The sequence below is a fragment of the Bradyrhizobium sp. 521_C7_N1_3 genome (genome assembly GCF_052075975.1).
Lineage (GTDB): Bacteria > Pseudomonadota > Alphaproteobacteria > Rhizobiales > Xanthobacteraceae > Bradyrhizobium > Bradyrhizobium japonicum.
In genome coordinates, this window is the sequence record NZ_CP197232.1 from 706,183 (window position 1) to 732,498 (window position 26,316).

General features: G+C 64.8%; 27 protein-coding genes. 10 read left to right on the forward strand and 17 right to left on the reverse strand.

The window, feature by feature from the left end:
• Positions 1-14: 14 nt before the first annotated feature.
• Positions 15-632: a class I SAM-dependent methyltransferase gene (locus tag AB7008_RS03255; protein ID WP_441258421.1), complete on the reverse strand. Its 618-nt coding sequence runs from the start codon at positions 630-632 to the stop codon at positions 15-17.
• Positions 633-735: 103 nt separating this feature from the next.
• Complete coding sequence (gene phaR, locus AB7008_RS03260; RefSeq protein WP_028159597.1) at positions 736-1,335, reverse strand: polyhydroxyalkanoate synthesis repressor PhaR; 600 nt, start codon at positions 1,333-1,335, stop codon at positions 736-738.
• 303 nt (positions 1,336-1,638) lie between these two features.
• Between phaR and AB7008_RS03265 the strand changes: the two genes are divergently transcribed.
• The 3 genes from AB7008_RS03265 to yddG all read left to right on the forward strand — a co-directional run bounded on the left by AB7008_RS03265 (position 1,639) and on the right by yddG (position 4,760).
• Positions 1,639-2,817 (forward strand): acetyl-CoA C-acetyltransferase, encoded by a 1,179-nt coding sequence (locus AB7008_RS03265; protein WP_014490446.1) that lies wholly within the window; start codon positions 1,639-1,641, stop codon positions 2,815-2,817.
• 247 nt (positions 2,818-3,064) lie between these two features.
• On the forward strand, positions 3,065-3,790 hold the full coding sequence (gene phbB, locus AB7008_RS03270) for an acetoacetyl-CoA reductase (protein WP_028159596.1): 726 nt from the start codon (positions 3,065-3,067) through the stop codon (positions 3,788-3,790).
• 100 nt (positions 3,791-3,890) lie between these two features.
• The gene (gene yddG, locus AB7008_RS03275; RefSeq protein ID WP_304492453.1) at positions 3,891-4,760 is read left to right on the forward strand and encodes an aromatic amino acid exporter YddG; all 870 of its coding nucleotides are present in this window, start codon (positions 3,891-3,893) and stop codon (positions 4,758-4,760) included.
• A gap of 51 nt (positions 4,761-4,811) precedes the next feature.
• Here yddG and AB7008_RS03280 read toward each other — a convergent pair whose 3' ends face one another.
• Positions 4,812-5,234: a cupin domain-containing protein gene (locus AB7008_RS03280; protein ID WP_041960039.1), complete on the reverse strand. Its 423-nt coding sequence runs from the start codon at positions 5,232-5,234 to the stop codon at positions 4,812-4,814.
• 23 nt (positions 5,235-5,257) lie between these two features.
• On the reverse strand, positions 5,258-6,025 hold the full coding sequence (gene gloB, locus AB7008_RS03285) for a hydroxyacylglutathione hydrolase (RefSeq protein WP_028159594.1): 768 nt from the start codon (positions 6,023-6,025) through the stop codon (positions 5,258-5,260).
• A gap of 107 nt (positions 6,026-6,132) precedes the next feature.
• Here gloB and AB7008_RS03290 point away from each other — a divergent pair, with 107 nt between their 5' ends.
• On the forward strand, positions 6,133-6,873 hold the full coding sequence (locus AB7008_RS03290) for a class I SAM-dependent methyltransferase (protein ID WP_014490441.1): 741 nt from the start codon (positions 6,133-6,135) through the stop codon (positions 6,871-6,873).
• A gap of 57 nt (positions 6,874-6,930) precedes the next feature.
• Here the strand turns inward: AB7008_RS03290 and AB7008_RS03295 are convergent, their stop codons facing one another.
• Together AB7008_RS03295 and prmC are read right to left on the reverse strand one after the other, a co-directional pair.
• Entirely contained in the window at positions 6,931-7,713 is a 783-nt protein-coding gene (locus AB7008_RS03295) for a DUF4167 domain-containing protein (RefSeq protein ID WP_304492454.1), read from the reverse strand.
• Positions 7,714-8,176: 463 nt separating this feature from the next.
• Entirely contained in the window at positions 8,177-9,073 is an 897-nt protein-coding gene (prmC, locus tag AB7008_RS03300) for a peptide chain release factor N(5)-glutamine methyltransferase (protein ID WP_304492455.1), read from the reverse strand.
• Between the two features lie 89 nt (positions 9,074-9,162).
• Between prmC and AB7008_RS03305 the strand changes: the two genes are divergently transcribed.
• Positions 9,163-9,588, forward strand: a complete 426-nt coding sequence (locus AB7008_RS03305; protein ID WP_304492456.1) for an HIT family protein — start codon at positions 9,163-9,165, stop codon at positions 9,586-9,588.
• Positions 9,589-9,733: 145 nt separating this feature from the next.
• Here AB7008_RS03305 and AB7008_RS03310 read toward each other — a convergent pair whose 3' ends face one another.
• The 5 genes from AB7008_RS03310 to AB7008_RS03330 form a co-directional block, all read right to left on the reverse strand.
• A complete protein-coding gene (locus AB7008_RS03310) occupies positions 9,734-10,678 on the reverse strand; it encodes a DUF5996 family protein (protein WP_041960047.1) in 945 nt (314 codons plus the stop codon).
• Between the two features lie 156 nt (positions 10,679-10,834).
• Positions 10,835-11,533, reverse strand: a complete 699-nt coding sequence (locus AB7008_RS03315) for an ABC transporter ATP-binding protein (protein WP_028149500.1) — start codon at positions 11,531-11,533, stop codon at positions 10,835-10,837.
• A complete protein-coding gene (locus AB7008_RS03320; protein WP_028159588.1) occupies positions 11,530-13,377 on the reverse strand; it encodes a branched-chain amino acid ABC transporter ATP-binding protein/permease in 1,848 nt (615 codons plus the stop codon). The genes AB7008_RS03315 and AB7008_RS03320 overlap by 4 nt, the downstream gene beginning before the upstream one ends.
• An 11-nt stretch (positions 13,378-13,388) precedes the next feature.
• Positions 13,389-14,264 (reverse strand): branched-chain amino acid ABC transporter permease, encoded by an 876-nt coding sequence (locus AB7008_RS03325; protein WP_014490434.1) that lies wholly within the window; start codon positions 14,262-14,264, stop codon positions 13,389-13,391.
• A gap of 99 nt (positions 14,265-14,363) precedes the next feature.
• Positions 14,364-15,698 (reverse strand): substrate-binding protein, encoded by a 1,335-nt coding sequence (locus AB7008_RS03330; RefSeq protein ID WP_441258422.1) that lies wholly within the window; start codon positions 15,696-15,698, stop codon positions 14,364-14,366.
• A gap of 249 nt (positions 15,699-15,947) precedes the next feature.
• On the opposite strand from AB7008_RS03330, the gene AB7008_RS03335 reads away from it, so the two are divergent.
• Together AB7008_RS03335 and AB7008_RS03340 are read left to right on the forward strand one after the other, a co-directional pair.
• Positions 15,948-16,565 (forward strand): hypothetical protein, encoded by a 618-nt coding sequence (locus AB7008_RS03335; protein WP_304492457.1) that lies wholly within the window; start codon positions 15,948-15,950, stop codon positions 16,563-16,565.
• 112 nt (positions 16,566-16,677) lie between these two features.
• Positions 16,678-17,148, forward strand: coding sequence for a MarR family winged helix-turn-helix transcriptional regulator (locus tag AB7008_RS03340; RefSeq protein WP_441258423.1), 471 nt, complete (start codon positions 16,678-16,680; stop codon positions 17,146-17,148).
• 8 nt (positions 17,149-17,156) lie between these two features.
• On the opposite strand, the gene prfA is transcribed toward AB7008_RS03340, so the two are convergent.
• The 3 genes from prfA to AB7008_RS03355 all read right to left on the reverse strand — a co-directional run bounded on the left by prfA (position 17,157) and on the right by AB7008_RS03355 (position 22,112).
• Positions 17,157-18,242: a peptide chain release factor 1 gene (gene prfA, locus AB7008_RS03345; protein WP_028159584.1), complete on the reverse strand. Its 1,086-nt coding sequence runs from the start codon at positions 18,240-18,242 to the stop codon at positions 17,157-17,159.
• A 57-nt stretch (positions 18,243-18,299) separates the two neighbouring features.
• Positions 18,300-20,567 carry a phosphoenolpyruvate--protein phosphotransferase gene (gene ptsP, locus AB7008_RS03350; protein WP_014490429.1) on the reverse strand — a complete coding sequence of 756 codons (2,268 nt, stop codon included), beginning with the start codon at positions 20,565-20,567 and terminating at the stop codon, positions 18,300-18,302.
• Positions 20,568-20,855: 288 nt separating this feature from the next.
• Entirely contained in the window at positions 20,856-22,112 is a 1,257-nt protein-coding gene (locus AB7008_RS03355; protein WP_441258424.1) for an aspartate kinase, read from the reverse strand.
• Positions 22,113-22,285: 173 nt separating this feature from the next.
• Between AB7008_RS03355 and AB7008_RS03360 the strand changes: the two genes are divergently transcribed.
• From AB7008_RS03360 to AB7008_RS03370, 3 genes are all read left to right on the forward strand, one after another.
• Positions 22,286-22,753 carry a PH domain-containing protein gene (locus tag AB7008_RS03360; RefSeq protein ID WP_014490427.1) on the forward strand — a complete coding sequence of 156 codons (468 nt, stop codon included), beginning with the start codon at positions 22,286-22,288 and terminating at the stop codon, positions 22,751-22,753.
• A 14-nt stretch (positions 22,754-22,767) separates the two neighbouring features.
• A complete protein-coding gene (gene ubiG, locus AB7008_RS03365) occupies positions 22,768-23,541 on the forward strand; it encodes a bifunctional 2-polyprenyl-6-hydroxyphenol methylase/3-demethylubiquinol 3-O-methyltransferase UbiG (protein WP_028159583.1) in 774 nt (257 codons plus the stop codon).
• 108 nt (positions 23,542-23,649) lie between these two features.
• Positions 23,650-24,549 (forward strand): EamA family transporter, encoded by a 900-nt coding sequence (locus AB7008_RS03370; protein ID WP_304492459.1) that lies wholly within the window; start codon positions 23,650-23,652, stop codon positions 24,547-24,549.
• Positions 24,550-24,662: 113 nt separating this feature from the next.
• On the opposite strand, the gene AB7008_RS03375 is transcribed toward AB7008_RS03370, so the two are convergent.
• Genes AB7008_RS03375 through grxC form a run of 3 tightly spaced genes read right to left on the reverse strand, consistent with a single transcriptional unit; the run spans position 24,663 to position 26,292 of the window.
• A complete protein-coding gene (locus AB7008_RS03375) occupies positions 24,663-25,145 on the reverse strand; it encodes a DUF1178 family protein (RefSeq protein ID WP_028149488.1) in 483 nt (160 codons plus the stop codon).
• Positions 25,142-26,020, reverse strand: a complete 879-nt coding sequence (locus tag AB7008_RS03380) for a carbon-nitrogen hydrolase family protein (RefSeq protein WP_304492460.1) — start codon at positions 26,018-26,020, stop codon at positions 25,142-25,144. The genes AB7008_RS03375 and AB7008_RS03380 overlap by 4 nt, the downstream gene beginning before the upstream one ends.
• Complete coding sequence (gene grxC, locus AB7008_RS03385) at positions 26,017-26,292, reverse strand: glutaredoxin 3 (RefSeq protein WP_014490422.1); 276 nt, start codon at positions 26,290-26,292, stop codon at positions 26,017-26,019. Before grxC ends, AB7008_RS03380 begins: the two co-directional genes overlap by 4 nt.
• Between the last annotated feature and the right edge of the window lie 24 nt (positions 26,293-26,316).

Consider the following 26,316-nt stretch of genomic DNA (forward strand, 5'->3'; position numbering starts at 1 on the left):
CACTTTCCGTCGTCCTAGCTGCGTCGCTTGAACCGGCTGAACTGAAACGCCTGGGTCGACTTCCACGGTGTGTGATGCGTCTCGCTCCGCGTCTCGACCAGCTCGAACTCCGGCCCCAGCTCCGCTGCAAGACTCGCGCTGTCGTGCCGCTGCACCGGCAGGCCGCTGCATTTCTCCGGGCCATCAAGCGCAAATGTCGCGATGATGATTTGGCCGCCGGGCGTAATCGCCGACCGCAGGCGCTCGACGTAAGCGGCCCTGTCGCGCGGATCGGTCAGGAAGTGAAATGCCGCGCGATCGTGCCAGACGTTGTAGCTGCGCCCCGGCCGCCATGTCGTGGCGTCGGCAACGATCCAGTCGACTGCTGAAGCGGCGCGGCCGATTCGTTTCTTCGCCGCTTCAAGCGCGTTGGCGGAGAGATCGAGCACGGCGAGGTCGCGGTATCCGTCCCGCAGGAGAGCGTCCACCAGCCGCGAAGCACCGCCGCCGATGTCGATGATGGCGGCGCCATGGTCAGGACAGGCCGAGTGGATCATCTCGAGCGAGATCGCCGGGCTGTCCTGAAACCAGCTCACCTCGGTCTCGCCCTTGGTGGCGTAGACGTTGTCCCAGTGGGTGCTGCGGTCGGACATGGCGGCTCCGGCATGGCCGGGACGACAGCGCGCAAGTCGCGCTGCTATGAACCGGCGGCCTGCGCGCCCGCCGCAGGGGGACGCGCCGGCGCGAACGAAATCCCTACTCGTCCTTCTTCGACATCCGCTCGAGCCGTTCCTGCATGTCCTTCATCTGCTGGCGCAGGTCGTCGATGTTGCTGCTGTCCGTCGGCGCCGCGGCGCTTGCGTCGGGCTCCGGTTCGGGGCTGGTCGCCGGACGGCCCGCGTTGGGGGCAAACGGCTTGAACATCGAGAAGGTCTGCTGGAACAGCTCCATGTTGCGGCGGACCTGTTCTTCCAACGGCGCAAAAGGAGTGCCGGAGAGCGTGTTGGCGATCTGCTTGCGGAACTTCTCCTGCTCCTGGGTCAGCGTCGCAATCGACTGCTCCAGATATTTCGGCACCACCATCTGCATGCTGTCGCCGTAGAAGCGGATGAGCTGGCGCAGGAAGGTGGTCGGCAACAGGTTCTGGCCGGCCTTGTTCTCCTGCTCGAAGATGATCTGGGCGAGCACGGAGCGGGTGATATCGTCGCCGGTCTTGGCGTCGTAGACCAGGAAATCCTCTCCGTCCTTGACCATGGCGGCGAGGTCTTCGAGCGTCACGTAGGTGCTCGTTCCGGTGTTATAGAGCCGGCGGTTCGCGTATTTCTTGATGGTGGTGGGTTGGTCTGATTTCGCCATGGGCTCTCACTTGCAAGCGCGGAGAACGGGAACCCGGCGGATAATGCCGCAGGGCGGGAAGAGTACGCAACGCAACAAAATAAGCATTTTCAAAGGGGTCACGCTACCGTTTTGTGCGCCACGGTTAATCGGGCAGCAAAAACGTGCTTGCGAAAGCGCCAAGAACGCTATTTTGAATGCGATGCGGCATGAATTCGGTCACCGGCCGATTGACATGCCTCAACGACGTTAACAGGATGCCATTCGAGACTGGCGAGCCGTTTCCCAGCCCCGCCTGCCCCCTTTCAACACCAGGAGATGCCCATGTCAGACGATGTCGTCATCGTCAGCGCCGCCCGCACCCCGGTCGGAAGCTTCAACGGAGCGTTCGCGACCCTTCCCGCCCATGACCTCGGCGCCATCGCCATCAAGGCCGCGCTGGAGCGTGGTGGCATCGAGCCCGGCCGGGTCTCCGAAGTCATCATGGGGCAGATCCTGACCGCGGCTCAGGGCCAGAACCCGGCTCGCCAGGCCTCGATTGCCGCCGGCATTCCGGTGGAGAGCCCGGCCTGGGGCGTCAACCAGCTTTGCGGCTCGGGCCTGCGCACCGTCGCGCTCGGCTACCAGGCGCTGCTCAACGGCGATTCCGAAATCGTGGTCGCCGGCGGCCAGGAATCCATGAGCATGGCTCCGCACGCCCAGTATCTGCGCGGGGGCGTCAAGATGGGCCCGGTCGAGTTCGTCGACACCATGATCAAGGACGGCCTGTGGGATGCCTTCAACGGCTATCACATGGGCAACACGGCCGAGAACGTCGCGCGCCAGTGGCAGATCACCCGCGCCCAGCAGGATGAATTCGCCGTCGCCTCGCAGCAGAAGGCCGAGGCCGCGCAGAAGGCCGGCAAGTTCAACGACGAGATCGTTCCCGTCACCGTCAAGTCCCGCAAGGGCGACGTCGTCGTCAGCGCCGACGAATATCCACGCCACGGCGCCACCCTCGATGCCATGGCCAAGCTCCGTCCCGCCTTCGAGAAGGAAGGCACGGTCACCGCGGGTTCGGCCTCCGGCATCAACGACGGCGCTGCCGCCGTGGTGCTGATGACCGCCAAGCAGGCGGCCAAGGAAGGCAAGAAGCCGCTCGCGCGCATCGTGTCCTGGGCGCAGGCCGGCGTCGATCCGAAGATCATGGGCTCGGGCCCGATCCCGGCCTCGCGCGCCGCGCTGAAGAAGGCCGGCTGGAGCGTCGGCGATCTCGACCTGATCGAGGCCAACGAGGCCTTCGCGGCGCAGGCCTGCGCCGTCAACAAGGATCTCGGCTGGGACACCTCGAAGGTCAACGTCAACGGCGGTGCGATCGCGATCGGCCATCCGGTCGGCGCTTCCGGCGCACGCGTGCTGGTGACGCTGCTGCACGAAATGCAGAAGCGAGATTCGAAGAAGGGCCTCGCCACGCTGTGCATCGGCGGCGGCATGGGTATCGCGATGTGCCTGGCGCGCGACTGAGGCTGACATCTAACTTACGTGTCACTTGCGCGTGCGCTGCACACATAGATGAGTGCGTTGCACGCGACTAAAAAGGCGGCGGTTGCAAATCAAATATTCTTCGCAACAGCGCCAGCCTCGACTAAATACAAACGCCCGGCTCGACGCCGGGCGTTTTGTTCTTGATGTCCGTCAAACCAACCGCATAATCCACCACTAAAAACGATCACCCAGAAACGTCCGCAGAGTCCAAGGGAAGGAATACGATATGGCACGTGTTGCACTGGTGACGGGTGGTACGCGGGGCATCGGAGCTGCGATCAGCAAGGCGCTGAAGGCGGCCGGCTACAAGGTCGCGGCAAGCTATGCCGGCAATGATGCGGCGGCGGAGAAGTTCAGGGCGGAGACCGGCATTGCCGTCTACAAATGGGATGTCGCGTCGTTCGATGCTTGCGCGGAAGGCGTGAAGAAGGTCGAGGCCGATCTCGGTCCCGTCGACATCCTCGTCAACAATGCCGGCATCACCCGCGACACCGCCTTCCACAAGATGACGCTCGATCAGTGGAACGCCGTCATCAACACCAATCTCGGCTCGCTGTTCAACATGACGCGCCAGGTCATCGAAGGCATGCGCGCGCGCAAGTTCGGCCGCGTCATCTCGATCTCGTCGATCAACGGCCAGAAGGGGCAGTTCGGCCAGGTCAACTATTCCGCGGCAAAGGCCGGCGACATCGGCTTCACCAAGGCGCTCGCGCTTGAGAACGCCAAGGGCGGCATCACCGTCAACGTGATCGCGCCGGGCTACATCAATACTGAGATGGTGCAGGCCGTGCCGAAGGACGTGTTGGAGAAGAACGTGATCCCGCAGATCCCGGTCAACCGGCTCGGCGAACCCGAGGAGATCGCGCGCGCCGTGGTGTTCCTCGCCGCCGACGATGCCGGCTTCATCACCGGCTCGACGCTGACCATCAATGGCGGCCAGTATCACGCCTGATGAGACGTCAAGCCTGTAGATTCAGGCGCGACAAGGCGATAGTGAAGACGAAATGCCCGGCCTCGTGCCGGGCATCATCGTCCTCAGAGCCTTTCGATTGATGACCCCGCGCACAGCCACACTGATCGGATTGACCGCGATCCTGATGTGGTCGCTGCTATCAGTGATGACGGTGGCGACCGGAAAGATTCCGGCGTTCCAGCTCGCCGCCATGACGTTCGCGATCGGTGGTCTCGTCGGCCTCCTCACCTGGGTCGGCCGTGGCGATGCGGCGAGGAGCTTGCGTCAGCCGCTGGTCGTATGGGTCGTCGGCGTCGGTGGCCTGTTCGGCTATCACGCACTGTATTTCCTGGCGCTGCGCTTTGCGCCGCCGGCCGAAGCCGGTCTTTTGAATTACATGTGGCCGCTCCTGATCGTGCTGTTCTCGTCGTTCCTGCCGGGCGAGCGGCTTGCGGTGCATCACATCATCGGTGCCGTGCTCGGCCTCGTCGGCACCGTGCTGCTGTTCGCCGGGAGCACCTCCGGCTTCGCGCCGGGCCAGCTGCCGGGATTGATCGCGGCGTTCATCGCGGCGTTCGTCTGGGCGGCCTATTCGGTGCTGTCGCGGCGCTTGAAGGCGGTGCCGACCGATGCGGTCGCGGGCTTCTGCCTTGCCACCGCGGTGCTCGCCGCGCTGATGCATGGTCTGCTTGAAACCACGGTGTGGCCGGAGACGACGCTGCAATGGCTCTCCGTGGCCGCCCTCGGCATCGGCCCCGTCGGCGCCGCGTTCTACGCCTGGGACATCGGCATGAAGCGCGGCGACATCCGCGTGCTCGGGGCCGCATCCTATGCGACGCCGCTGCTCTCGACCGGATTCCTCATCGCCGCCGGTTTTGCAAAAGCCAGCGCCAACATTGCCATCGCCGCGATCCTGATCGCCGGCGGCGGCCTGATCGCGGCGAAGGATATGGTGCTGCGGAAGCGGTGACAGTTGTTGCCGGGTTCGCCGCCATGCGGCGCCCCGGAATGACAGTGCGCCTTACGGCTCCCAGCCCTTCGGCGCGAGCTCGAATTTTGCGAACTCGAATGCTGGCGCCACGGTGCAGCCGACCAGCGTCCACTCTCCCATGCTCTCCGCCATCTGCCAGGCATTCGCCGGCACGATTCCCTGCGGCCGCTCGCCGCTCACAAGGTCCGTGCCGAGCTGAACCTCGTGTTGCGAGCAGCCTTCATGTGCGATGCGCAGCGTCAGCGGGCTGCCGGCGTAGTAGTGCCAGATCTCCACGGCGTCGATGCGATGCCAATGCGAGCGTTCGCCGCGCGCGAGCAGGAAATAAATGAGGGTCGAGCGCGACCGGCCATTGGTATCGGTGGTCTGGTCGCGAAACGTCTCGCGGTAGTGGCCGCCTTCGGGATGCGGGCGGAGTTCGAGGCGTGCGATGATCTCGGCTGCGGTCGGCATCGATCCCCGTCAGGATTTGTTCTTCAGGATTTGTTCTTGCGCTCGCGCAGTTCGCCGAACACCGCGGCGGCGTCCGCGCCCTTCATATGTAGCCTGGTTGCGACCGACGGTTCATCAGCACGCAGGAACACGTTTGCTCGCTTCTCGTCACCAAGCAGTGATGGAATGGTTGGCCTATTCTCGGCCCGCAGCTTCGCTACCTCCGCCGCGCGTGCCTGGAGCGCCGCATTGTCGGGGTCGATGGTGAGCGCGAACTTGACGTTGGATGCGGTGTATTCGTGCCCGCAATAGAGCTTGAAGTCGTCAGGCAGCGCCCGCAGCTTCAGAAGCGAGTCCCACATCATCGGGTAGTCGCCTTCGAACACGCGGCCGCAGCCGATCGAGAACAGCGTGTCGGCCGCGAACAGCGTCTTCTCGTTGTCGAACACGTAGGAGATGTGGTCGAGCGTGTGGCCGGGCGTCTCCAGTACGCGCCCCAGCAAGCTGCCGACCTTGACGATGTCGGCATTGGCGACGCGCAGGTCGACGTTGGCGATCTTGGTCGTCTTGTCATGCGGCGCGACGACGCGGCAATTGTATTTCTGCTTGAGTTCGGCGACCCCGCCGACATGATCGCCATGATGATGGGTGATCAGGATGTCGGTGAGCTGCCAGCCCTCGCGCTCAAGCGCCTTCAGGATGGGGCCGGCTTCCGGCGCGTCGATCGACGCCGTCGCCTTGGTTTCCACATCGTGGATCAGATAACCGAAATTGTCGTTTAAACAGTTGAAAGTACGAATTTCGGCGGCCATGTCATCTCCATCGCGCTCAGCCCCGCAGACAAATATGGCGTTAACGTTGCGCAGGCAATGCAATATTCCGCGCGCGGGAGCCGCCTCGTGCATGTTACATTGCGGTCATGACCATTGATGTCGTCGACCTCCGCGAGTTCTACTCCCGTCGCCTCGGGATTGTGGCGCGGCAAATGATCAATCGCGGCATCAGGGAGCGCTGGCCGACCGCCGCGGGCCAGCGTGTGCTCGGCATCGGCTATCCCACGCCCTATCTCGGCCTGTTCCGCGAGGACGCGGAGCGCTGCATCGCCTTCATGCCGTCGGCGCAGGGCGTCCTGAAATGGCCGACGGGGCGGCCGGCGCTGGCCTCGCTGGTCGATGAATTCTCGCTGCCGCTTCCTGACGCCGCGGTCGACCGGATCCTGCTGATTCATGCGCTGGAGATGTCGGACGATCCGGCCGCGCTCTTGCGCGAGGTGTGGCGGGTGCTGTCGCCCTCCGGCCGCGTGATCGCGGTGATCCCGAACCGGCGCGGGGTATGGACCCGCACCGACAGCACGCCGTTCGGTCACGGCCGGCCCTATTCGCGCTCGCAGATCACCGACCTGTTGCGCCAGACCTGGTTCACGCCGACCGCCTGGGGCGAGGCGTTGTTCATGCCGCCCTATGCCGGCGGCTGGGTGCTGAAATCGGCGCAGGTGTGGGAGCGTGCGGGCGCGGCGCTATCGTTGCCCTTTGCCGGCGTGCACATTGTCGAGGCGACCAAGCAGGTCTATCGCGCGATCCCCGCCAAGCGCGAGCGCGCGCGGCTGATTCCCTCGTTGAAGCCGGTGCTGGTGCCGTCCTCGACGGTGACGCGCACTTGAAAACAAATCGTCCCGGCGCGAGGCCGGGACGATGCAGATCAGAACATCGGAAGAAGCTTACTCGCCGGAGGCGACTTCGTCGCTGGAGCCGGCCGGAGCCGCCTCGCGCTCGGGGCGCGGGCCATGCGGCCGGCGGCGCCGCCGCGGAAAGCGTTCGCCGCCACCGCCGCCTTCCAGGCCGCCCTGACCGCCATTCGCGCCACTATTCACTTGCGGCTGTGCGCCGGTGATGAAGGAGGGCAGGCGATCGACGCTGCCGGTGTCGGCAACGACGGGCTGCGGCTGGTTCAGCGGCAGCGGCTGCGGCTGATATTGCGGCTGCGCACGATGGTCGCGTTCGCGATGCTCGCGCGGCTGCTGGTTGTCGCGCTGATAGGGCTGCTGGCCGTCGCGCGGCTGATGATCACGCTGGTGATCGCGCTGGCCGTCGCGGTCGCGCATGAAGGGCTGCTGCTGCGGCTGCGGGACGAAGCCCGGCTCCTGGCCGAAATTCGAGAAATTCTCGCCGTCATCCTCGCTGTCGTCGCCGCTGGTGCTGACGGGCTCGTCGCCGCGGGGCTGCTGGTTCTGGCGGAACTGTTCCTGGGCTGCCGCGATCAGGCGGAAATAATGCTCGGCGTGCTGGTAGTAGTTCTCGGCGGCAACCGGGTCGCCGGAAGAGCGCGCATCGCGCGCGAGCTGAAGATATTTTTCGGCGATGTGCGAAGCCGTGCCGCGGATCTTGATGTCGGGTCCGTTCGATTCGTAAACCCGGGTCATCGGGTTCTGGCCGCGCCGGTTGTTGTTGTTGTTATTGTTATTGCGGTTGCGCATCCGCTGCTTGTTCTGACCGTTTCTCATGTCCTGCCTTTAATTCCAGCCCTAGAGGTTGCACGCGTTACTGATTGCTCGGAGTGACTGATGACAACGGTTCACATCTCTCGTGCGCACCGCGCGCAAGAGCGGCTTGAACCCTGCCAATGTTCGTCGACCGTCGCGTTCAACAAAGACGCGTTCCCCACCCGCCAGCATCCATTGCCAGCGAACCCATTCATATCGCCTGCCGAAACAAGCCCAGCTTTGTTGCGTAAGTCTTCAAGCGCAATATCAGGCTTTCGTTCACTTTGCGGTCGGAGAGCAGCGCAGCTCCAATGGCCATCGCGCTCAACAGGACCTGCGGCTTGGAACCTTTAAATCAGTAAAGCTCTCGTCCGAGAGCCCGGCTTTCGCCCGTAGGTCTACGGGGCCGGCACCGATGTGTTGACCGGAACGTAGTCGTTCCCAAGGGATATTCCAAGAGGTTTTTTGCTACCCGATCCGGCTTTTATGGGGGCCTTTTTCGGGCCGAAACCGCCCGCGGGATGCCCGCCAAATCGGCCTTGGGCGGCCTGTCCACAGACAACGCGGCGGCCGTCATCAAGGTTTCAATATCGCGGGCCTGACCTTGCCCGGCCTCGACGATCAACGCCCCGCCGGGGGCGAGCCGCTCGGCCGCCTGCGGGATCAGGGCGCGGTAGGCGTCATAGCCGTCATTGCCGCCGTCGAGCGCCAGATGCGGATCGTGCTCGCGCACATCGAGGCTCAGTTTCGGAATTTCCCCTGAGGGAATATAGGGCGGATTCGACACGATGAGATCGAACGGGCCGCGCAGCGCCGCCGCATAGGAGCAGGCGACGAAGCCGGAGCGGCAGGCGAGGCCCAGAGCTGCAGCATTGCTCCGCGCAGTGTTGAGCGCGGAGAGGCTGAGATCGGTTCCGACACCGAAGGCATCGGGAAGTTCGTGCAGCAGCGCGAGCAGGATCGCGCCGGATCCGGTGCCGATATCGGCGATTCGCGGGCGCGGCCCCGATATCGTGGTTTCCCGAAATATCTCCAGTGCCAGTTCGACCACGGTCTCGGTGTCAGGCCGCGGCACCAGCGTCGCCTCGGACAGTTGGAACGGCAGGCCCCAGAATTCGCGCGCCCCGAGAATGCGGGCGACCGGTTCATGCGCGAGCCGGCGCTGCGCATAGGCTTCGAGCCGCGCGGCCTCTTCGGGCGTGAGCTGGCGCGCCGCCTGCGTGACGATACCGGTCAAATCAAGCCTCAGCGCGGCTCCGACGAGCAGGCGCGCGTCGAGGGCGGGCTCTTCGATACCGGCCGATTGCAGCCGCGCCGCAAGCGCGCGGCGCGCACTCTCGATGCTGTGTCCGGAATCGAAACCTGTCGCCAATGGAGCCATCCTGCCTGGTATCGTGGATAGATCGGCAGCATTGCTTGCGTCAACGGAAAGGAGCGCGTCTGATCGCACCTCGCAGCGAGGAGGGATCCATGGCGGCTTACGACGATCAGAACGTCTTCGCAAAGATCCTGCGCGGCGAGATTCCCTGCTTCGAGGTTTTCAGCGACGACCGCAGCCTCGCCTTCCTCGACATCATGCCGCGCTCGCCCGGACACACGCTGGTCATTCCCCGGGCGCCGGCGCGTGGCATCCTCGACATCGCGGATGACGATCTCGCCGCGGTCGCCCGAACCGGCAAACGCATCGCGATTGCGGCGATCAAGGCGTTCGACGCCGAGGGTATCATCTTGCAGCAGTTCAGCGAACCGGCGAGCGGGCAGGTGGTCTTCCACCTGCACATGCACGTCATGCCGGTCAGGGCCGGAATCGAGCTACTGCCGGCGCAGACGCGCAAGGAAGACATCGCCGTGCTCGCCGATCACGCCAAGCGGATGATCGCGGCGCTTGGCAGTTGATCGAGATAGCGCTGCAGCAAGTCCGGAGGACGGGTAGAGCTGTTGCGAAACCCATCATCGAGACAAACTATCGAGACAAACTCGAAATTGACTGGCGCAGCTTCGCTCCACCGAAACTGCGAGCCAGCGATCCTTCATCGAACCTTTATCGGTTCTTGTTCAGCGGGCGGGGTCGAAGGGGTGAGCCAATTGGACATTCGAGCGCGGCACGATCCCAGCGTCCGCTATCAGCTGCTGCCTGATAGGTGCTTTGCAGAAACGCCATGAGCGTGGCCTCTGGCTCGCTGGAATTTCGCACAAGGTCGTAGGGCAGGAGATATTCGCCGAGCTTCCGATCGAAGTATGCGCCCGCCGGCATGACCTGTCCGTCAGCAAAGCCATTCGGGGTGGGGTAGGCATAGGAGTAGAAAGCCGGAAAGTCTGTACCACCTCCGCCCGGCCAAAAGCCGGCGGACGAGACCTCATCGCTATAGGCCTCGCGTGTCACGACGTCCGGCAAACCCGGGACGCCACCCGGGTGAAGCGGAGCGGAACGCCCCGAGAAGCGCGTCACGGCGAGATCGAAGCTGCCCCAGAAGAGATGGACCGGACTGACCTTCCCGGTGAACCCCGTCCGAAACCGATAAAACACTCCGTTGATCGCGACGAGGGCGCGGAAGAACCGCGTCACGGCGTCTGCGTCATAGGGCCTGATTTGGCGGTCCTCCGTGAACGGGATCGGATCTGGGACCTCACTGGGCCGACCGTCAAATTCTGGTGTTCCTCCGAGATGTCTTACCAAATCACAGAACCGGGCGTGAAATTCGGCGACGGACATTCGCCCGAGCGGCATTTCCGCCCTGCACCCATCTGCTGCCTCTCCGATCAGGACATGACGGGAGAGATCGAAGACGATTTCGATGCCTGATGCGTCTGGAATCAGTGAAGTCGTGAGCCCGCGTGCATTCACGTAGAGGGTCGCGTGCCAGGAATGGTTGACCCATGGCGTTCTCGCGAGCCGATACTTGCCGACAATCTGGCAATACAGATGAAGCGCGGAACAGCTTTTGCGCCATGCCTCGAAGGGGATCTCCGGCCAGATCGCGCTCATAGCGTTTCCTCCCTCAGGCTCGGTTCGGCTTGGCAAGACACTGACCTCGGCAAAAAGGCAACCCTGTGTCCGCTTTGGACACAAGGCGACATCCCGGGGGCGAGGCCGGATGCTACCCCCTCGAAAGCAGATATCCCGGATTTAGGAGGGCGCGACCTAGACGCCAAGGTATCGCTGCAGCAGCTCCGGCTGGGCCTTGAGCTCCTGCGCCGGTCCCTCGTGCACGATGTGGCCGTTGTTGATGATGTAGATCCGCGTCGCCAGCGCCAGCGTCGCCGCCAGATTTTGCTCGACCAGCACGATGGTCTGGCCGGCGGCTGCGAGCTCGCGGCAGGCCTTGACGAGATCGTGGACGATGACGGGCGCGAGCCCCTCGAACGGCTCGTCCAGCAGCACGATCTTGGGATCGCGCACCAGCGCCCGGGCGATCGCGAGCATCTGCTGTTCGCCGCCGGAGAGCTCGGTGCCGCGGTTGTTGCGCCGCTCCTTCAGCCGCGGAAACATCTCGTAGATGCGCTCGAGCGGCCAGCGTTTCGGTGCGGTGATCCCGGCGAGGACGATGTTCTCCTCCACCGACAGGCTTCCGAAGATCCGGCGCTCCTCGTGCACGAGCTGCATGCCGGCCTGCGCGATCCTGTGGCTCTTGCGTCCGGCGATATCGATGCCGTCGAACTTCACGCTGCCGCTGCGGGGCGTCACGACGCCCATCAGGCTCTTGAGCGTCGTGCTCTTGCCGGCGCCGTTCCGCCCGAGCAGCGCCACCACCTCGTGCCGCTCGACGCGCATGGCGACGTCGAACAGGATGTGGGAGTCCCCGTAATAGCTGTTCAGGCCATTGACCTCGATCAGGCTCATGCGGCGATCTCTCCGTGAACGCCGCCGAGATAGGCTTCCTGCACTGCGGCGTTGGTCCTGATTTCCTCCGGAGTGCCGTCCAGCAGCACCTTGCCCTCCTGGAGCACCGTCACGCGCTCGACCAGCTCGAACAGCGAATCCATGTCATGGTCGATGATGATCATGGTGCGCCCGCGCGCGATCGATTTGAGCAGCTTGACGGTCTCGACCCGCTCGCGCGGGCTCATGCCCGCGAGCGGCTCGTCGAGCAGCAACAGGCGCGGCGAGGTGGCGAGCGCAAGCCCGATCTCCAGCCGGCGCTTCTCGCCATAGGCGAGCTCGGACACCGGCGTGTCGGCGCGGCGGGTCAAATCGACCAGGGCGAGCGTGTGCGCTACCTGCTCCGTCAGGCCCTTGACCCCCGAGAGCTTGCGGAACAGGTCGAGCCGGAACTTGCCGCGCAGCTCGGCGAGTGCGGCGATCGTCAGGTTCTGCCGCACCGTCAGGCCCGTGAAGAGCTGGTTGACCTGGTAGCTCTTGGTGAGGCCGAGCTGGCAGACCTCGGTGACCTTCAATCCCGTGATGTCGCGGCCCTCGAACGCGATCTGGCCGGAGGTCGGCGCGATCTCGCAGGTCAGCATCTTGAAGAAGGTCGATTTGCCGGCGCCGTTGGGGCCGATGATACCGCGCAGCTCGCCCTGATTGACGCTGAAATCGATGTCGCTGTTGGCGACGAGACCGCCATAGCGCTTGGTGAGGCCGGTGGCTTTCAGGATCGGCCCGGAATAGGCGGGATGCGCGACCTCCTTGGCCTGCATCGGCGCCGGCACGGGCTGCCGTGCGGCCTCGGCGTCAGCGGACGGCTGTTCCGTATCCACCTCGCTCCGCGCCCGTTTGCCGGCTGCGAGGCGATAGAGGTCCGCAAGACCGCCGACGATGCCGCCGCGCAGGAAGCAGACCAGCACCACGAACACGACGCCGAGCACGAGCTTCCAGGCTGCGCCGAGGCCCAGCGCCGCCTGAAGAAAGTCCTGAAGGAAGAGCCAGACCGCCGCACCGACCAGCGGTCCGAACAACGTACCCCTGCCGCCGATGGCAGTCTGCATCACGAGCTGGCCCGAGGTGTCGAAGGTGAAGGCGTCGGGCGGCATGAAGGCCTGCAATACGCCGAGCAGGCCGCCGGCGAAGCCCGCATAGGCCGCAGCGATCACGAAGGCGGTCAACTTGTAGCCGTGGATGTTGTGGCCGACGGCGGTGGCGCGCAGCGGATTGTCCCGGATCGCGCTGAAGATGGCGCCGACCGGCGAGCGGACGATCCTGAGCGCGATGATGACGCCAATGAAGTAGCACAGCGCGATGAACTGGTAGAGCGACCAGCCATTGGTGAAGTGGATGGTGGTGAAGCCGAGATTGAAGCTCGGTGTCGGTACGCCCGGCAGGCCGTTCTCGCCGCCGGTGAAATCCGAGAGTGGATTGAACTCGACGAAGAAGAACACCTCCGCGATCGCCACGGTGATCATGGCGAAATAGATGCCGGTGCGGCGCAGTGCGATCAGGCCGATCAGGTAGCCGGTCGCGGCCGCCGCGATCATGCCGATGATCAGGGCTCCCAGCACGTTGCTGAAACCAGCGCGGGTCAGGAGGTAGGCCGCGACAAAGCCGCCGGTGCCGTAGAAGGCGGACTGGCCGAACGACAGCAAGCCGGTGAATCCGAACAGGATGTCGAAGCCGAGCCCGAACAGGCCCCAGACCAGGATCCGGTTCACGGTGTTCGGGGCGAAGCCGAGATGAGGCAGCACGAACGGGGCTGCGATCAAACCGATCGCGGTCAGGGTCTCGATCAGGAACGGGCGTTGCTTGAGCATCAGGAAATCGCTTACTCGCGGCCCTGGACGCCGAGCAGGCCATGCGGTCGCACCACGAGCACGAGCGTCATCGCTGCAAACAGCATCACATAGGCGTAGCCGGGGTTGAACATGGAGGTGACGCTGATGATCTCGCCGGCGATCAGGCCGCCGAGGATCGCGCCCGGGAACGAGCCGACGCCGCCGATCACCACCACCACGAAGGTCTGGACCAGGATGTCGTCGCCGATGCCCGGTGTCAGCGACACCACCGGCGCGTTGACGATGCCGGCAAATCCGGCGGCCATTGCGCCGATGCCGAACACGACCATGAAGACGCGGTAGACGTTGATGCCGAGCGAATCGACCATCACCGAATCCTCGATCCCGGCGCGCACGATCATGCCGAGCCGGGTCCGGTAGAGGACGATGAACAGTGCGCCGAGGGCGACCGCGACGATGCCGACGACGGCGAGGCGGTAGGTCGGATAGAACATGAAGCCGAGATTGGTGATGCCCTGGAACAGGGCCGGCGGCGGCACCAGCTGCGACTGGCTCGAGAAGATCAGGCGCACGAGCTCGACGAAACAGATGCCGAGCCCGAAGGTCACGAGCAGCTGATCCTCATGCGGGCGATGATAGAAATGGCGGATGATGACGCGTTCCATCGCGACGCCGAGCAGCATCACGAACAACGAGCCCGCGATGACGGCGATGATGAAGGACTCCGTGTACTGGTAGGCGACGAAGCCGGCATAGCCGCCGATCATAAACATCGCGCCATGCGCGAGGTTGAGCACGCCGAGCGTGCCGTAGATGATGGTCAGGCCGGAGCTGATCAGCGCGAGCAGAGCGCCGAGCGCGAGCCCGTTGAAAAGCTGCGAAACGAGGTTGGGCCAACTGATCATGCGACAATCGCCGTTGTGACGCGCCATGGTGCGCGTCAGAAAAAGGTGACGCCGCAGGACCGGAGTGCAGCCCGCGGCGTCACAGGGGTTAGCGCGGGCTCAGCTGTAATCGCCGGGATGGCAGCCGAACGCGTCCGGCTTCTGCATCAGGCCTTCACCGGCGACGATCTCGACGACGTCGTACCAGTCTTCTTTGTTCTTCATGTCCTTCTGCTGCTTGCCCTTCACGATGATCACCGGGCGGACGCATTGGTGATCCTCAGGGCGGTAATGCACGTCGCCGACCAGGGAGGGGATCGTCTCGCCCTTCTCGTAGGCCTTGATCACGTCGGGCGGATTGAAGCTGCCGGCCTGCTCGCACATGCGGGCCCAGTGCGCGAAGCTGACATAGGCGTTCTCGGCGCCCCATTCGGGCTTGTAGCCGTACTTCTTCTCGAAGGCCTCGTTGAACATCTTGGCGAGCGGGAACTTGTCCTCGATCGTCCACCAATAGTCGGTGGCGGCGTAGACGCCCTGCATCAGGCCGCCGGTTTCGCGCGCGATGAAGGGCACCTGGTAGGGAACGACCAGCTTCATCTTGTCGAGCACGCCGAACTGCTTGGCCTGCTGGGTCGACAGCACCGCGTCGTGGCCCCAGTTGACGTTGATGAGCACGTCGGCGCCGGAATTCGCGACGTTCAGCAGATATGAGGAGTAGTCGGGCGCGCCGAGCGGTGCGACCTGATTGGTCACCGTCGTCCAGCCCGCGGTCGCGAGGAAGTCCTGCATCGACTTGGTGACGGTGTGGCCGTAGGTGTAATCGGGCGTCAGGTAGGCGGCCTTCTTGTTCTTGCCGAACTCCCTCACCATCACCGGGCCGATCGCCGCGGCGGCGGTCTGGCCGAAGAAGTTCTGGCGGAAGCCGTAGCGAACGCAGTCCTTGCCGGTGGTGTCGTTCGAGCCGGAAATGCCGCACACGAACAGCACGTGTTCGCGCTGCGCGAGCTTGTTGAGCGCAACCGCAACGGCGCTCGACGTGCCGCCGGTGATCATGATCGCCTTGTTCTCGCTGATGAAGCGCTGCTGCGCCTGCACCGCCTCGTTCGGCTTGGCCGCGGAATCCGCGACGCCGAACTTCAGCTCCTTGCCGAGCACACCCTTGCTGGTCTTCGGCGAGATCTTCTTGATCAGGTCATGGCCGCTGTTGATGTGCTCGATCGCGAGCTGGTAGCCCTTGAGTTCGTCCTCGCCCTGCACGGCGTAGGTGCCGGTGCGCGGGACCGAGATTCCGATGAAGGCGGTGGAACCCGAAACGCCGGCGGGATACGAGCCGATCGCCGGCTTGTCCTCGGCAAAGGCCGGCATCGCGGGCAGCATCGAGCCGCCGATGAGGCTAGCTGTGGTCTGGAGCAGGCCACGGCGCGAGAAGCCGCGGCGGATGAGATCGTCAGTCATGGTCGTTTCCTCCGAACATCGTTCTTGTTTGCAGGCGCAAGCACGACCTGTCCGGCCAGCCGGCCTCGCTGGCCTGCTGCGCCGGGCACGTCACATCCGCGTGTAGCTCTTGGCCCTAAGCATTGCTTGTGAAGCCTTTCTGTCAATTTCGTCTTTGGTCGAACGACGAAAATTATCACGTGAAAACATATCGGATCACGATATATATTAGTCTTTGTGAGTACGAGGCTGGCGGGTTCGGCGAGAGAAATGGCGCGGCAGACGACAGTGGCGGGTGCCCGGAAGCGACGATCCTGGCCGCAGGAGGCGGAGCGGCCGGAGACCGCGTGGCCCGCGGGGGAGGGCAGCGACCAGCGTGCGGCGCCGCAGTCGGGCGATGCCTCCCGCGTGTCCGAGCCGCGCAATCGCCCGACCGGCGAGCGGGGACCGGCTGTCGGCTCCGTTCAGGCGAAGCGCGCACCGGCACCGATGAAGAGACTGAGCGTGCGCGCTCAGAACGTCCTGAAGGAGCTTGCGGTCGAACTCACCGGCGAGCAGCCGCCGAAGGGGGCGTGGTCGCCCTCGCGCGAGCTGCTGCGCGTGCTGACGGCCGAGCGGCTCGCGACCGCGCGCAACTGCGGTCCCCATACGATGCGGGAGATCGTGGATTGGGCGCAGGGCTGTGGCGTCACCATCAAGGCGGTGATCCCGCCGGGCGGCTCGCTGTCGCAGATGTGGGCGGAGTTGATTGCCAATGCGTCGGCCGGCGCCTTGACCAGCGCCGAGATCGCCAGCGCGCTCCAGCGCTCGATCAGGCGGAAGAGCGTTCGCATCCCGATCGCGTTTCAGGTCATCCTGGTGAAGATCCTGCTCTCCAGTTTCGAATAGCCCCCGATATTTGTGCATCCGCGGCGCCGCTCGGTTGGTTCCGCCTGTCCTTCCTTGCTAGTCTCGGCAACGACCGCTTGCTTCACCGGCGGGCTCGACGTCGCAGGCAGGAATGACCCAATCGAAGCGGAAGACGACACGCCCCTCGTCCGCGGCGCCCTCAAAGGGCGGCGCGATGCGCGAGGCCGACTATGCGGCGCTCGCACAGTTCCGCTATCAGCTCCGGACCTTCCTGGCCTTCAGCGAAGCCGCGGCCCAGAGTGCCGGGTTGACGCCGCAGCAGCATCAGGCGCTGCTGGCGATCAAGGGCCTGGCCGCCCCTGACGGCGCAAGCGTCGGCGACATCGCGCGCTTCCTCCTGATCCGGCACCATACCGCGGTGGAGCTGGTGGATCGCATGGCGAAGCTGAAGCTGATCGGACGGGAAGCCGATCCGCAGGACGCAAGACGCGTCCTGGTCAGGCTGACGGCCAAGGGCGAGCAGAAGCTGCGATCGCTCTCGCGCATTCACCTGGACGAGCTGGGTGCCGCGGCACCCGCCCTGGCCAAGATCCTGCGATCGTTCCGGGCCAAAGCGCGCTGAGGCGCGGTTCAGGCGGCAGCGCCTTGCGCGGCGAGCTGTGCTGCCTGATGCTCGGTGGTCAGCGCGTCGGTCAATTCGCCGAGCGCTTCGCCGGCGATCACCTGCGGCAGCTTGTAGAGCGTCAGATTGATGCGATGATCGGTGACGCGTCCTTGCGGGAAATTATAGGTGCGGATGCGCTCGCTGCGGTCGCCGGAGCCGACCTTCTCCTTGCGCTCGGCCGAGCGGGCGGCATCGACGCGCTGGCGCTCGGCATCGTAGATGCGCGAGCGCAGGATGTTCATGGCGGAGGCGCGGTTCTTGTGCTGCGAGCGGCTGTCCTGCATCATCACCACGATACCGGTGGGGATGTGGGTGATACGGATCGCCGATTCGGTCTTGTTGACGTGCTGGCCGCCGGCGCCTTGCGCACGCATGGTCTCGATCCGCAGATCGTCGTTCTTGATCTCGACGTCGACATCCTCGACCTCAGGCAGCACGGCGACCGTCGCCGCGGAGGTGTGGATGCGTCCCTGCGTCTCGGTGTCGGGCACGCGCTGCACGCGATGCACGCCGGATTCGAATTTCAGTTTCGAGAACGCGCCGCGGCCCTGGATCTCCGCGATGATTTCCTTGTAGCCGCCGACCGTGCCTTCGCTGGCCGAGATCACCTCGACCTTCCAGCCCTGCAAGCTGGCGAAGCGCTCGTACATCCGGAACAGATCGCCGGCGAACAGCGAGGCTTCGTCGCCGCCGGTGCCGGCGCGGATTTCCAGCACCACGTTGCGGTCGTCCATGGCGTCCTTGGGCAGCAGCGCGACGCGAATCTTCTGGACCAGCTCTTCGATCTTGGGCGTCAGCTCGTCGCGCTCGGCTTCTGCCATGCCGCGCATCTCGGCATCCGTCGCGGGATCGGCGATCAGTGCCGCGGTGTCGGCGAGCTCTTTCACGGCGGAGCGATAAGCCTTCACCGCCTCGATCAGCGGCGTGAGCTCGGCGAGCTCGCGGGTGATCTGCACATAGCGTTCGGAGGCGAGCTGGCCGAGCGATTCGGCCTCGAGCGAGGCGTGATGCGCGAGCAGGACGTCCAGTTTGGCTTCGGGGAGTGACGACATCGGTTCAGTCTCAAATGGCGGAAGAGGGCGAGGCGGCGGGAAGGGGCGACAGGCCCGCTACAACGCCAGGCCTTCGGCCTCGGCAAATTCCGTCAGCTTCTGCCGGATCGAGACGCTACCGGCGGGCGCGTCCAGCAAGGGGCCGAGCACCGCTTCGGCCTTCTTGGCATCGAGGTCGATCACCATCGCCTTGACCGGGCCGAGCGCGGTCGCCGAGAGCGACAGCGAACGATAACCCATCGCGATCAGCGCCAGCGCGCCGATCGGCTTGGAAGCCATCTCGCCGCACAGCGATAGCGACTTCTTCGCATCGTTCGACTTCCGCGCGATCTCGCGCAGCACGCGCAGGATCGGCGCCGACATGGTGTCGAAGCGCTCGGACACCTTGGCATTGCCGCGGTCGACCGCGAACAGGAACTGGAACAGATCGTTGGAGCCGACCGAGATGAAGTCGACCTTCTTCAGGAGTTCGTCGAGCTGGTAGAGCAGGGCGGGCACCTCGACCATCGTGCCGATGTCGATGCGCTCCGGCAGGGTGTGGCCGTGCTGGCGCAGATAGGTCAGCTCGCGCTCGACCAGCGCTTTCGCCGAGTCGAACTCCGCGACCTCCGAGATCATCGGGAACATGATGCGCAGCGCGCGGCCGCCGCCGGCCCGCAAGAGCGCTCGGATCTGGCCGCGCAGCAGGCCGGGGCGATCGAGGCCGAGCCGGATCGCGCGCCAGCCGAGCGCGGGATTTTCCTCGATCACGGCTTCCATATAGGGCAGCGCCTTGTCGCCGCCGATGTCGAGGGTGCGGAAGGTGACGGGCTTGGTGCCGGCGGCATCGAGCACCGTGCGATAGAGCGCGAGCTGGTCGCTGGTGCGCGGCAGGCTCTGTCCCACCATGAACTGCAGCTCGGTGCGGAACAGGCCGATGCCGGCGCTGCCGGTGTCCTCGATATGCGGCAGGTCGATCGCCAACCCTGCGTTGATCATCAGCTCGACCTTCTGGCCGTCCCTGGTGACGCAGGGCAGGTCGCGCAGCGCGAGGTACTGCGCCTGGCGGCGAGCCCGGAAGCGCACGCGCTCGGCGAAGGCGGCTTCGACCTCCTGCGACGGGCGCACATAGATCGAGCCCGAGGTGCCGTCGACGATGATGGCGTCGCCGGGGTCGGCGATGCCGGGCGCGTTCGGCACTTCGCCGACCGCGGGGATGCCGAGCGCGCGGGCCACGATCGAGACGTGGGAGTTGGCGGTGCCTTCCTCCAGCACGATGCCGCGCAGGCGCTTGCGGTCGTAATCGAGCAGCGCCGCCGGGCCCATCGCGCGCGCGATGACGATGGCATTGTCGGGCAATTGTTCGCGCGAGGGCGCGTGGTCCTGGCCGACCAGCTGCCGCATCAGTCGGTAGCCGAGATCCTCGAGATCGTGCAGCCGGTCGCGCAGATAGGGATCGGTGGAGCGCAGCATGCGCGCGCGGGTGTCGGACTGCACGCGCTCGACGGCGGCTTCTGCCGTGAGGCCGGTGGCGACCGCCTCATGCAGCTTGTGCGACCAGCCCTGATCGTTGGCGAACATGCGATAGGCTTCCAGCACCTCGCGGTGCTCGCCGCCCTCGGCGACGTCGCCACGCTCCAGCATGCGGTCGAGATCGGCGCGCAGCTTCGCGAGCGCGGTGTCGAGCCGCTTGATCTCCTTCGGTAGATCCTCGGCGATGTAGTCCTTGATGACGACGCGCGGCTCGTGCAGCACGACATGGCCGAGCGCAATGCCTTCCGAGAGGATGGCGCCGACCTTCTGCGCCGAATGGCGCGCGGCCGGCTCCTGGCCCGGCTGGGCCAGCGCGGACAATTCGCCGGAAGCGATCAGCTCCGCCAGCACCATCGCGGTGGTCTGGAGCGCCTCGAGCTCCTCCTCGACATAATTGCGCTTGGCGCGGTTCTGCACCACCAGCACGCCGAGCGTGTTGCCGGCGCGCAGGATCGGCACGCCGAGGAAGGAGTGGTAGATTTCTTCGCCGGTCTCCGGGCGGAACGAGAAGGCCGGGTGGCTTTGCGCGTCGCTGAGGTTGAGCGGGGTCGCCTCGCTGGCGACGAGGCCGACCAAGCCCTCATGGGCGCTCAGCACGGTGTGGTGCACCGCCTCGCGGTTGAGGCCTTCGGTGGCGTAGAGCTCGAGCGTGTTGTCGATGCGCAGCACATAGACCGAGCACACCTCGGCCACCATATTGGCGGCGATCAGCACCACGATCTTGTCCAGCCGCTCCTGGGCCGAGACCTGCTCCGCCATGGTTTCGCGGAGCCGTCTCAACAAGACGCGGGGACCTCCCGACGCGCTCCGCATGAACCGTCAATCTCCTCCGTCTGCCTGGCCCGGCGGTATCGGCCGGCGGCTGGCCCAAAATTCCAGAAAAACAACCAAATTGTTCGTCCGGCGCAGGCACAAACACAAATCTACTCAAGATTTAGCGCTTGCACCGAATCAGCGCCGCCTGAACTGGGACACAGTCTGCGGCAGCCCACCCTGTTCGCCGTATAGCGAATTGAGGCTTGTTTTGCCAAGCAAAACGCCTGCCAAACGCGAAGGTGTGTACACCTTCGCGTTTGCTGCGACCGCTAAGAGAAAATTCGTCTAGGCCTGATCGAGACCGTAGAGCGTGTGCAGGGTGCGCACCGCAAGCTCGGTATAGGCGGTGTCGATCAAAACCGAGAATTTGATCTCGGAGGTTGTGATGGCCCGGATGTTGATATTCCGTCCGGCGAGGGCCGAGAACGCCTGGGCGGCGACGCCGGCATGGCTGCGCATGCCGCTGCCGATTACCGATATCTTGGCGACGTCCGTGGCTGTATCGAGCCGGGCATAGCCGATCTTGCCCTTGGCGGCCGTGATCGTGTCCTTGGCGCGGGTGTAGTCGGCCGCCGGCACCGTGAAGGTGAGGTCGGTGGTCTTGCCGTCCTCGGAGACGTTCTGCACGATCATGTCGACGTTGATGTTGGCATCCGCCAGCGGGCCGAAGATCGACGCTGCCACGCCGGGCTTGTCCTCGATCTGGCGTACCGAGATCTGGGCCTCGTCCTTCGAAAAGGCGATGCCGGTGACGACGTGGCTTTCCATGATCTCCTCCTCGCTGCAGATCAGCGTGCCGGGCGGCTGGTTGGCATGCGGGTCGATATCCTCGGGCTTGTCGAAGCTCGAGCGGACGAAGATCGGCATGTTGTGGACCATGCCGAGTTCCACCGAGCGGACCTGGAGCACTTTTGCGCCCTGGGAGGCCAGTTCCAGCATGTCTTCGAACGCGATCTTGTCGAGGCGGCGGGCCTTCGGCACGATTCGCGGGTCGGTGGTGTAGACGCCGTCGACGTCGGTGTAGATGTCGCAGCGGTCGGCCTTGACCGCGGCGGCGATCGCCACGGCCGAGGTGTCGGAGCCGCCGCGGCCGAGCGTGGTGATGCGATTGGTCTCGGGATTGATGCCCTGGAAGCCGGCGATGACCGCGACCTCCTTGCGCTCCTGGAAGCGCTTGATGATCTCGCTGCCGTCGATGTCCTCGATCCGGGCCGAGGCATGGGCGTCGCTGGTCTTGATCGGGATCTGCCAGCCCTGCCAGGAGCGGGCCTGGATGCCCATGCCCTGAAGCACGATGGCGAGCAGGCCCGACGTCACCTGTTCGCCGGAGGCGACGACGGCGTCGTATTCGCGCGCGTCGTGCATCGGCGAGGCCTCGGTGCACCAGGCCACCAGCTCGTTGGTTTTGCCGGACATCGCCGAGACGACCACGGCCACTTCATGGCCGGCGTCGACCTCACGCTTCACATGGCGTGCGACGTTGCGGGTACGTTCGATATTGGCGACGGACGTGCCGCCGAATTTCATCACGAGGCGGCTCATGACGACGCGTGCATTCCCTCATAAGGATCAGTATGGTGACCCGCGCGAGGCAATGCCTGCGGACACCGACCGCGCGTATACATAGCGGCGGGGCCGGGGGCAAGCGGGTTCCTGCGGGGGCAGGGTAAGGTCCGGCCTAAGGTCTGGCTTGGGGGTATGGGTTAACCGAGATCATGGCGCGTTATATCGACGAGATCCTGCAACCGGGCGAGCGGGTGCTGTATTCGACCAATGCGCACTGGATCTTCTATTTTCCGGCCATCGTGGCCTGGATCGTGGCCCTCGCCTTTCTCGTCCTGATGCCGCAGGCCACGGCCGATGGCCTCAGGGTGCTGTCCCTCATAGCCGCCGGCGTCGTGGCTCTGGCCGCCCTTTACTGGACCATCAAGGGCTGGTTCCATCGCTTCACGACCGAGACCGACGTCACCAACTTGCGGGTTGTGCACAAGACGGGGTTCATCAAGCGCCGGACCTTTGAAATGGCGCTGGATAAGGTCGAGAGTGTCGACGTCGACCAGTCGATTCTTGGACGTATTCTCAACTACGGCGACGTGACGATTCGCGGCGTTGGCGAGGGGATCGAAAAGATCACCACCGTCGACTCGCCGCTCGCCTTCCGTAGTTCGATCACCACGCGGTAGGACCGCGCCCAATCATGAGCATGCAGCAAAATACTTCCGCAACCGCAAGCCCGCAGCCGGGCTCGACCGTCGATGCCGCCGAGATCGCGAAATTCTCGAAACTTTCGGCCGAGTGGTGGGACCCCAACGGCAAGATGGCGCCGCTGCACCGGATCAACCCGTTGCGGCTCGGCTACATCCGCGACGCCGCCTGCCGCAAGTTCGAGCGCAACGTGCGCAGCCTCAACTGTCTCGGCGGCCTGCGCGTGCTCGACATCGGCTGCGGCGCCGGCCTGTTGTGCGAGCCGCTGTCGCGCCTCGGCGCCCAGGTCATCGGCGTCGATCCCTCGGTGAGCAATATCGCCGCCGCGAAGCTGCATGCCGACAAGAGCCATCTGTCGATTGATTACCGCTGCACCACGGTCGAGGAGATCGACCCACGCGAGCGCTTCGACATCGTGCTGGCAATGGAAGTGGTCGAGCACGTCGTCGATGTCGGCGTCTTCCTCAAGCGCTGCGCGGCGATGCTGAAGCCGAACGGGCTGATGGTGGTCTCGACGCTGAACCGGAACTGGAAGAGCTTCGCGCTCGCCATCGTCGGCGCCGAATACGTCCTGCGCTGGCTGCCGCGCGGCACCCACGAATGGAACAAGTTCGTCACCCCCGACGAGCTGACGAAATATCTCCTCGACAACCGCCTCGTCATCACCGAGCAGACCGGCGTCGTCTACTCACCCTTCGCCGACAAATGGACCCTCTCGTCGGATATGGACGTGAACTACATGGTCGTGGCGGAAGGGATGGTGTGAGGGGGTACGCGAGGCGAGAGCATCGCACCCATGACATCCACGTAATTGACCTGCCTCGCCGCTAGCGGCAGGTTGACCAGGGCTTCTCCTCCTACCGCTCCCATCCGCATGCTCACCATCGCCAGCCTCTGGATTCCCTTCACCGTCATTGCTGCGCTCGGCCAGGTCGCGCGCAATGCGATGCAGCGGTCGCTGACGAAGCCGCTGGGGACCTGGGGCGCGACCAATATCCGCTTCCTGTTCGGCTTTCCGTTCTCGCTGCTGTTTCTGGGTGTGGTGCTGGTCGCGACCGGCGATCACCTCGGCATGCCGCCGACCGTGTTCTGGCCCTGGCTGCTGCTCGGGGCGCTCAGCCAGATCGTCGCGACCGGGCTGATGCTGCTCGCGATGAACGATCGCTCCTTCGTGGTGACGACGGCGTACCTGAAGACCGAGGCGATCCAGACCGCGATTTTCGGCTTCGTGTTCCTTGGCGATCATCTCACCTGGCTGAAGGTCCTGGCGATCGTGATCGCGACCGTCGGCGTCGTCATCACGGCGCTGCGGCCCGGCGGCGAGAAGAGCTTCGCCGAGCTGAAGCCGACGATCACTGGCCTCGTCGCAGCTGCAGCGTTCGCGTTGTCAGCGGTCGGTTTTCGCGGCGCGATCATCAACGTGCCTGACGTCTCCTTCGTGACGGCGGCGTCGTTCACGCTGGTGCTCGGTCTGTTCGTGCAGACGCTGGTGCTGACGATCTTTCTGCTCTGGCGCGCGCCAAAGGTGCTCCAGTCGATCCTGGGATTGTGGAAGCCGTCGCTGCTCGCCGGCTTCATGGGCGCCTTCGCCTCGCAGTTCTGGTTCCTGGCATTTGCGCTGACGGCCGCCGCCAATGTCCGCACGCTCGCTTTGATCGAGGTGCTGTTCGCGCAAGGCGTGGCGTATTACTCGTTCAAGCAGCCGATCGCGCCGCGCGAGATTTTTGGTATCGCGCTGATCGTGGTTGGAGTCGCGTTGCTGGTGGGAGTGTAGCCGCATCTCACCGCCGTCATGCGCGGGCTTGTCCCGGGCATCCACGTTCTTAGTGCCGCTTGAAAGGCGTGGATGGCCGGGTCAAGCCCGGCCATGACGGAAAGTGTGAACTGTCAGTTCCTGTCTTCCGGGAGCGTCGGCAGCGGCGACACCTCGATGCCTTCGTCGATCAGCGACTTGGCCTCGTCGGGCGAAGCCTCGCCATAGATCGGGCGGTGCTCCTTGTCGCCGTAATGCATCGCGCGGGCTTCGTTCGCAAAGCGCTCGCCGACATTGTCGGCGTGCTTGACGATGTGATCGCGCAGCTCCTTGAGCTTGGCGCGCAACTCGCGCTCCTGCGCCATCATCAGCGAGGTCGGTCCCGACGGCGCGGCCTCGGGCGCAGGCGTTGAGGCCGGCTCCGGCGGCGGCGTCGCCCGTCCGCGGCCCTTCTTGCCGATGATCCGCGGGGCCATGATCGCCTTCTCGACCTTGGCCGAGCCGCAGATCGGGCAAGTCACGAGCTTGCGCTTCACCTGCGAATCATAGGCCGACGAGCTCTGGAACCAGCTTTCGAACGCGTGGCTTCGGTCGCAATGGAGCGCGTAGCGGATCATGCCGATCCTCGCACGAGGTGGAGATGGTCCGGCCCGGCCTTGGGATCGGCGACGCCGAAGCGGCGGCCGTGCTGGAGCGAGGGGATCGCGCGGCGGGCGGTCTCGACCTTGGCCGGGTCGATCTTGGCCATGATGAAGCCGGGCTCGACATCACCCTCGGCGAGGATCTCGCCCCAGGGGTCGATGATCAGCGAGTGGCCATAGGTCTCGCGCTTGTTCTCATGCAGGCCGGCCTGCGCGGCAGCGAAGATGAAGCAGCCGGTCTCGATCGCGCGCGAGCGCAGCAGGATGTGCCAGTGCGCCTCGCCGGTCTTGCGGGTGAAGGCCGAGGGCACGGTGATGAAATACGCGCCGCTCTCGGCCAGCGCGCGGTAGAGCGCGGGGAAGCGCACGTCGTAGCAGATCGTCAGCCCGACGCGGCCCCAGGGCAGGTCGGAGATCACGGCGGTTTCGCCCGGCTGGTAATTGGCGGATTCGCGATAGCTCTCGCCGTCCGGCAACTCGATGTCGAACATGTGGATCTTGTCGTAGCTCGCGAGCACATTGCCCTCGGGGCCAATCAGGAAGGACCGATTGACCGCCTTCTCCGGCGAGAAGCGCAGCGCCAGCGATCCGACATGGATGTGGATCTTCAGCTCGGCCGCGAGCGCGCGATAGGCCCTTAGCGAGGTGTCGTCCTCTTCGCTCTGGAGGTGCTCGAACAGCGCCTTCCGGTTGAGCTGCATCATGTTGCTGACTTCGGGCGTCTGCACGTAGTCGGCGCCATCGGCGGCAGCCTGCCGGATCAGCCTGGTGGCCTGCGAGAGGCTCGGCTCGGGCATCAGGCCGGTGCGCATCTGGATCATCGCGGCGGTGAAGGTGCGATCCTCGCTCATGACGTGGCCTTCACGCTGCCCAGCATGCCGTCGAGCTTGCCTTCGCGGTCGAGCGCATAGAGCTCGTCGCAACCGCCGACATGGGTTCCGCCGATCCAGATCTGCGGGAAGGTCGAGCCCCCGCCAGCGCGGTCGTACATCTCTTCGCGCCAGGACGGGTTCTTGGCGATGTCGAACTCCGTGAAGGTTGCCTTCTTGCGGGTCAGCAGCGATTTGGCGGCGGAACAATAGCCACAGCCCGGCCTGGTGTAGATTTCGACAGCGTCGGTCATGTCGTGTGGCGCTCTCATGTCATG

What these genes read in the sequence shown, in the direction of transcription:
- AB7008_RS03255 (WP_441258421.1), bottom strand. Translation starts at nt 632, where the DNA reads ATGTCCGACCGCAGCACCCACTGGGACAACGTCTACGCCACCAAGGGC.
- phaR (WP_028159597.1), bottom strand. Translation starts at nt 1,335, where the DNA reads ATGGCGAAATCAGACCAACCCACCACCATCAAGAAATACGCGAACCGC.
- AB7008_RS03330 (WP_441258422.1), bottom strand. Translation starts at nt 15,698, where the DNA reads ATGACTGACGATCTCATCCGCCGCGGCTTCTCGCGCCGTGGCCTGCTC.
- AB7008_RS03295 (WP_304492454.1), bottom strand. Translation starts at nt 7,713, where the DNA reads ATGAGAAACGGTCAGAACAAGCAGCGGATGCGCAACCGCAATAACAAT.
- AB7008_RS03335 (WP_304492457.1), top strand. Translation starts at nt 15,948, where the DNA reads ATGGCGCGGCAGACGACAGTGGCGGGTGCCCGGAAGCGACGATCCTGG.
- AB7008_RS03310 (WP_041960047.1), bottom strand. Translation starts at nt 10,678, where the DNA reads ATGAGCGCGATCTGGCCGGAGATCCCCTTCGAGGCATGGCGCAAAAGC.
- AB7008_RS03380 (WP_304492460.1), bottom strand. Translation starts at nt 26,020, where the DNA reads ATGAGCGAGGATCGCACCTTCACCGCCGCGATGATCCAGATGCGCACC.
- ubiG (WP_028159583.1), top strand. Translation starts at nt 22,768, where the DNA reads ATGAGCATGCAGCAAAATACTTCCGCAACCGCAAGCCCGCAGCCGGGC.
- ptsP (WP_014490429.1), bottom strand. Translation starts at nt 20,567, where the DNA reads ATGCGGAGCGCGTCGGGAGGTCCCCGCGTCTTGTTGAGACGGCTCCGC.
- AB7008_RS03370 (WP_304492459.1), top strand. Translation starts at nt 23,650, where the DNA reads ATGCTCACCATCGCCAGCCTCTGGATTCCCTTCACCGTCATTGCTGCG.
- AB7008_RS03305 (WP_304492456.1), top strand. Translation starts at nt 9,163, where the DNA reads ATGGCGGCTTACGACGATCAGAACGTCTTCGCAAAGATCCTGCGCGGC.
- AB7008_RS03280 (WP_041960039.1), bottom strand. Translation starts at nt 5,234, where the DNA reads ATGCCGACCGCAGCCGAGATCATCGCACGCCTCGAACTCCGCCCGCAT.
- yddG (WP_304492453.1), top strand. Translation starts at nt 3,891, where the DNA reads ATGACCCCGCGCACAGCCACACTGATCGGATTGACCGCGATCCTGATG.
- prfA (WP_028159584.1), bottom strand. Translation starts at nt 18,242, where the DNA reads ATGTCGTCACTCCCCGAAGCCAAACTGGACGTCCTGCTCGCGCATCAC.
- AB7008_RS03265 (WP_014490446.1), top strand. Translation starts at nt 1,639, where the DNA reads ATGTCAGACGATGTCGTCATCGTCAGCGCCGCCCGCACCCCGGTCGGA.
- AB7008_RS03325 (WP_014490434.1), bottom strand. Translation starts at nt 14,264, where the DNA reads ATGATCAGTTGGCCCAACCTCGTTTCGCAGCTTTTCAACGGGCTCGCG.
- grxC (WP_014490422.1), bottom strand. Translation starts at nt 26,292, where the DNA reads ATGACCGACGCTGTCGAAATCTACACCAGGCCGGGCTGTGGCTATTGT.
- AB7008_RS03315 (WP_028149500.1), bottom strand. Translation starts at nt 11,533, where the DNA reads ATGAGCCTGATCGAGGTCAATGGCCTGAACAGCTATTACGGGGACTCC.
- gloB (WP_028159594.1), bottom strand. Translation starts at nt 6,025, where the DNA reads ATGGCCGCCGAAATTCGTACTTTCAACTGTTTAAACGACAATTTCGGT.
- prmC (WP_304492455.1), bottom strand. Translation starts at nt 9,073, where the DNA reads ATGGCTCCATTGGCGACAGGTTTCGATTCCGGACACAGCATCGAGAGT.
- AB7008_RS03355 (WP_441258424.1), bottom strand. Translation starts at nt 22,112, where the DNA reads ATGAGCCGCCTCGTGATGAAATTCGGCGGCACGTCCGTCGCCAATATC.
- phbB (WP_028159596.1), top strand. Translation starts at nt 3,065, where the DNA reads ATGGCACGTGTTGCACTGGTGACGGGTGGTACGCGGGGCATCGGAGCT.
- AB7008_RS03375 (WP_028149488.1), bottom strand. Translation starts at nt 25,145, where the DNA reads ATGATCCGCTACGCGCTCCATTGCGACCGAAGCCACGCGTTCGAAAGC.
- AB7008_RS03290 (WP_014490441.1), top strand. Translation starts at nt 6,133, where the DNA reads ATGACCATTGATGTCGTCGACCTCCGCGAGTTCTACTCCCGTCGCCTC.
- AB7008_RS03320 (WP_028159588.1), bottom strand. Translation starts at nt 13,377, where the DNA reads ATGCTCAAGCAACGCCCGTTCCTGATCGAGACCCTGACCGCGATCGGT.
- AB7008_RS03340 (WP_441258423.1), top strand. Translation starts at nt 16,678, where the DNA reads ATGACCCAATCGAAGCGGAAGACGACACGCCCCTCGTCCGCGGCGCCC.
- AB7008_RS03360 (WP_014490427.1), top strand. Translation starts at nt 22,286, where the DNA reads ATGGCGCGTTATATCGACGAGATCCTGCAACCGGGCGAGCGGGTGCTG.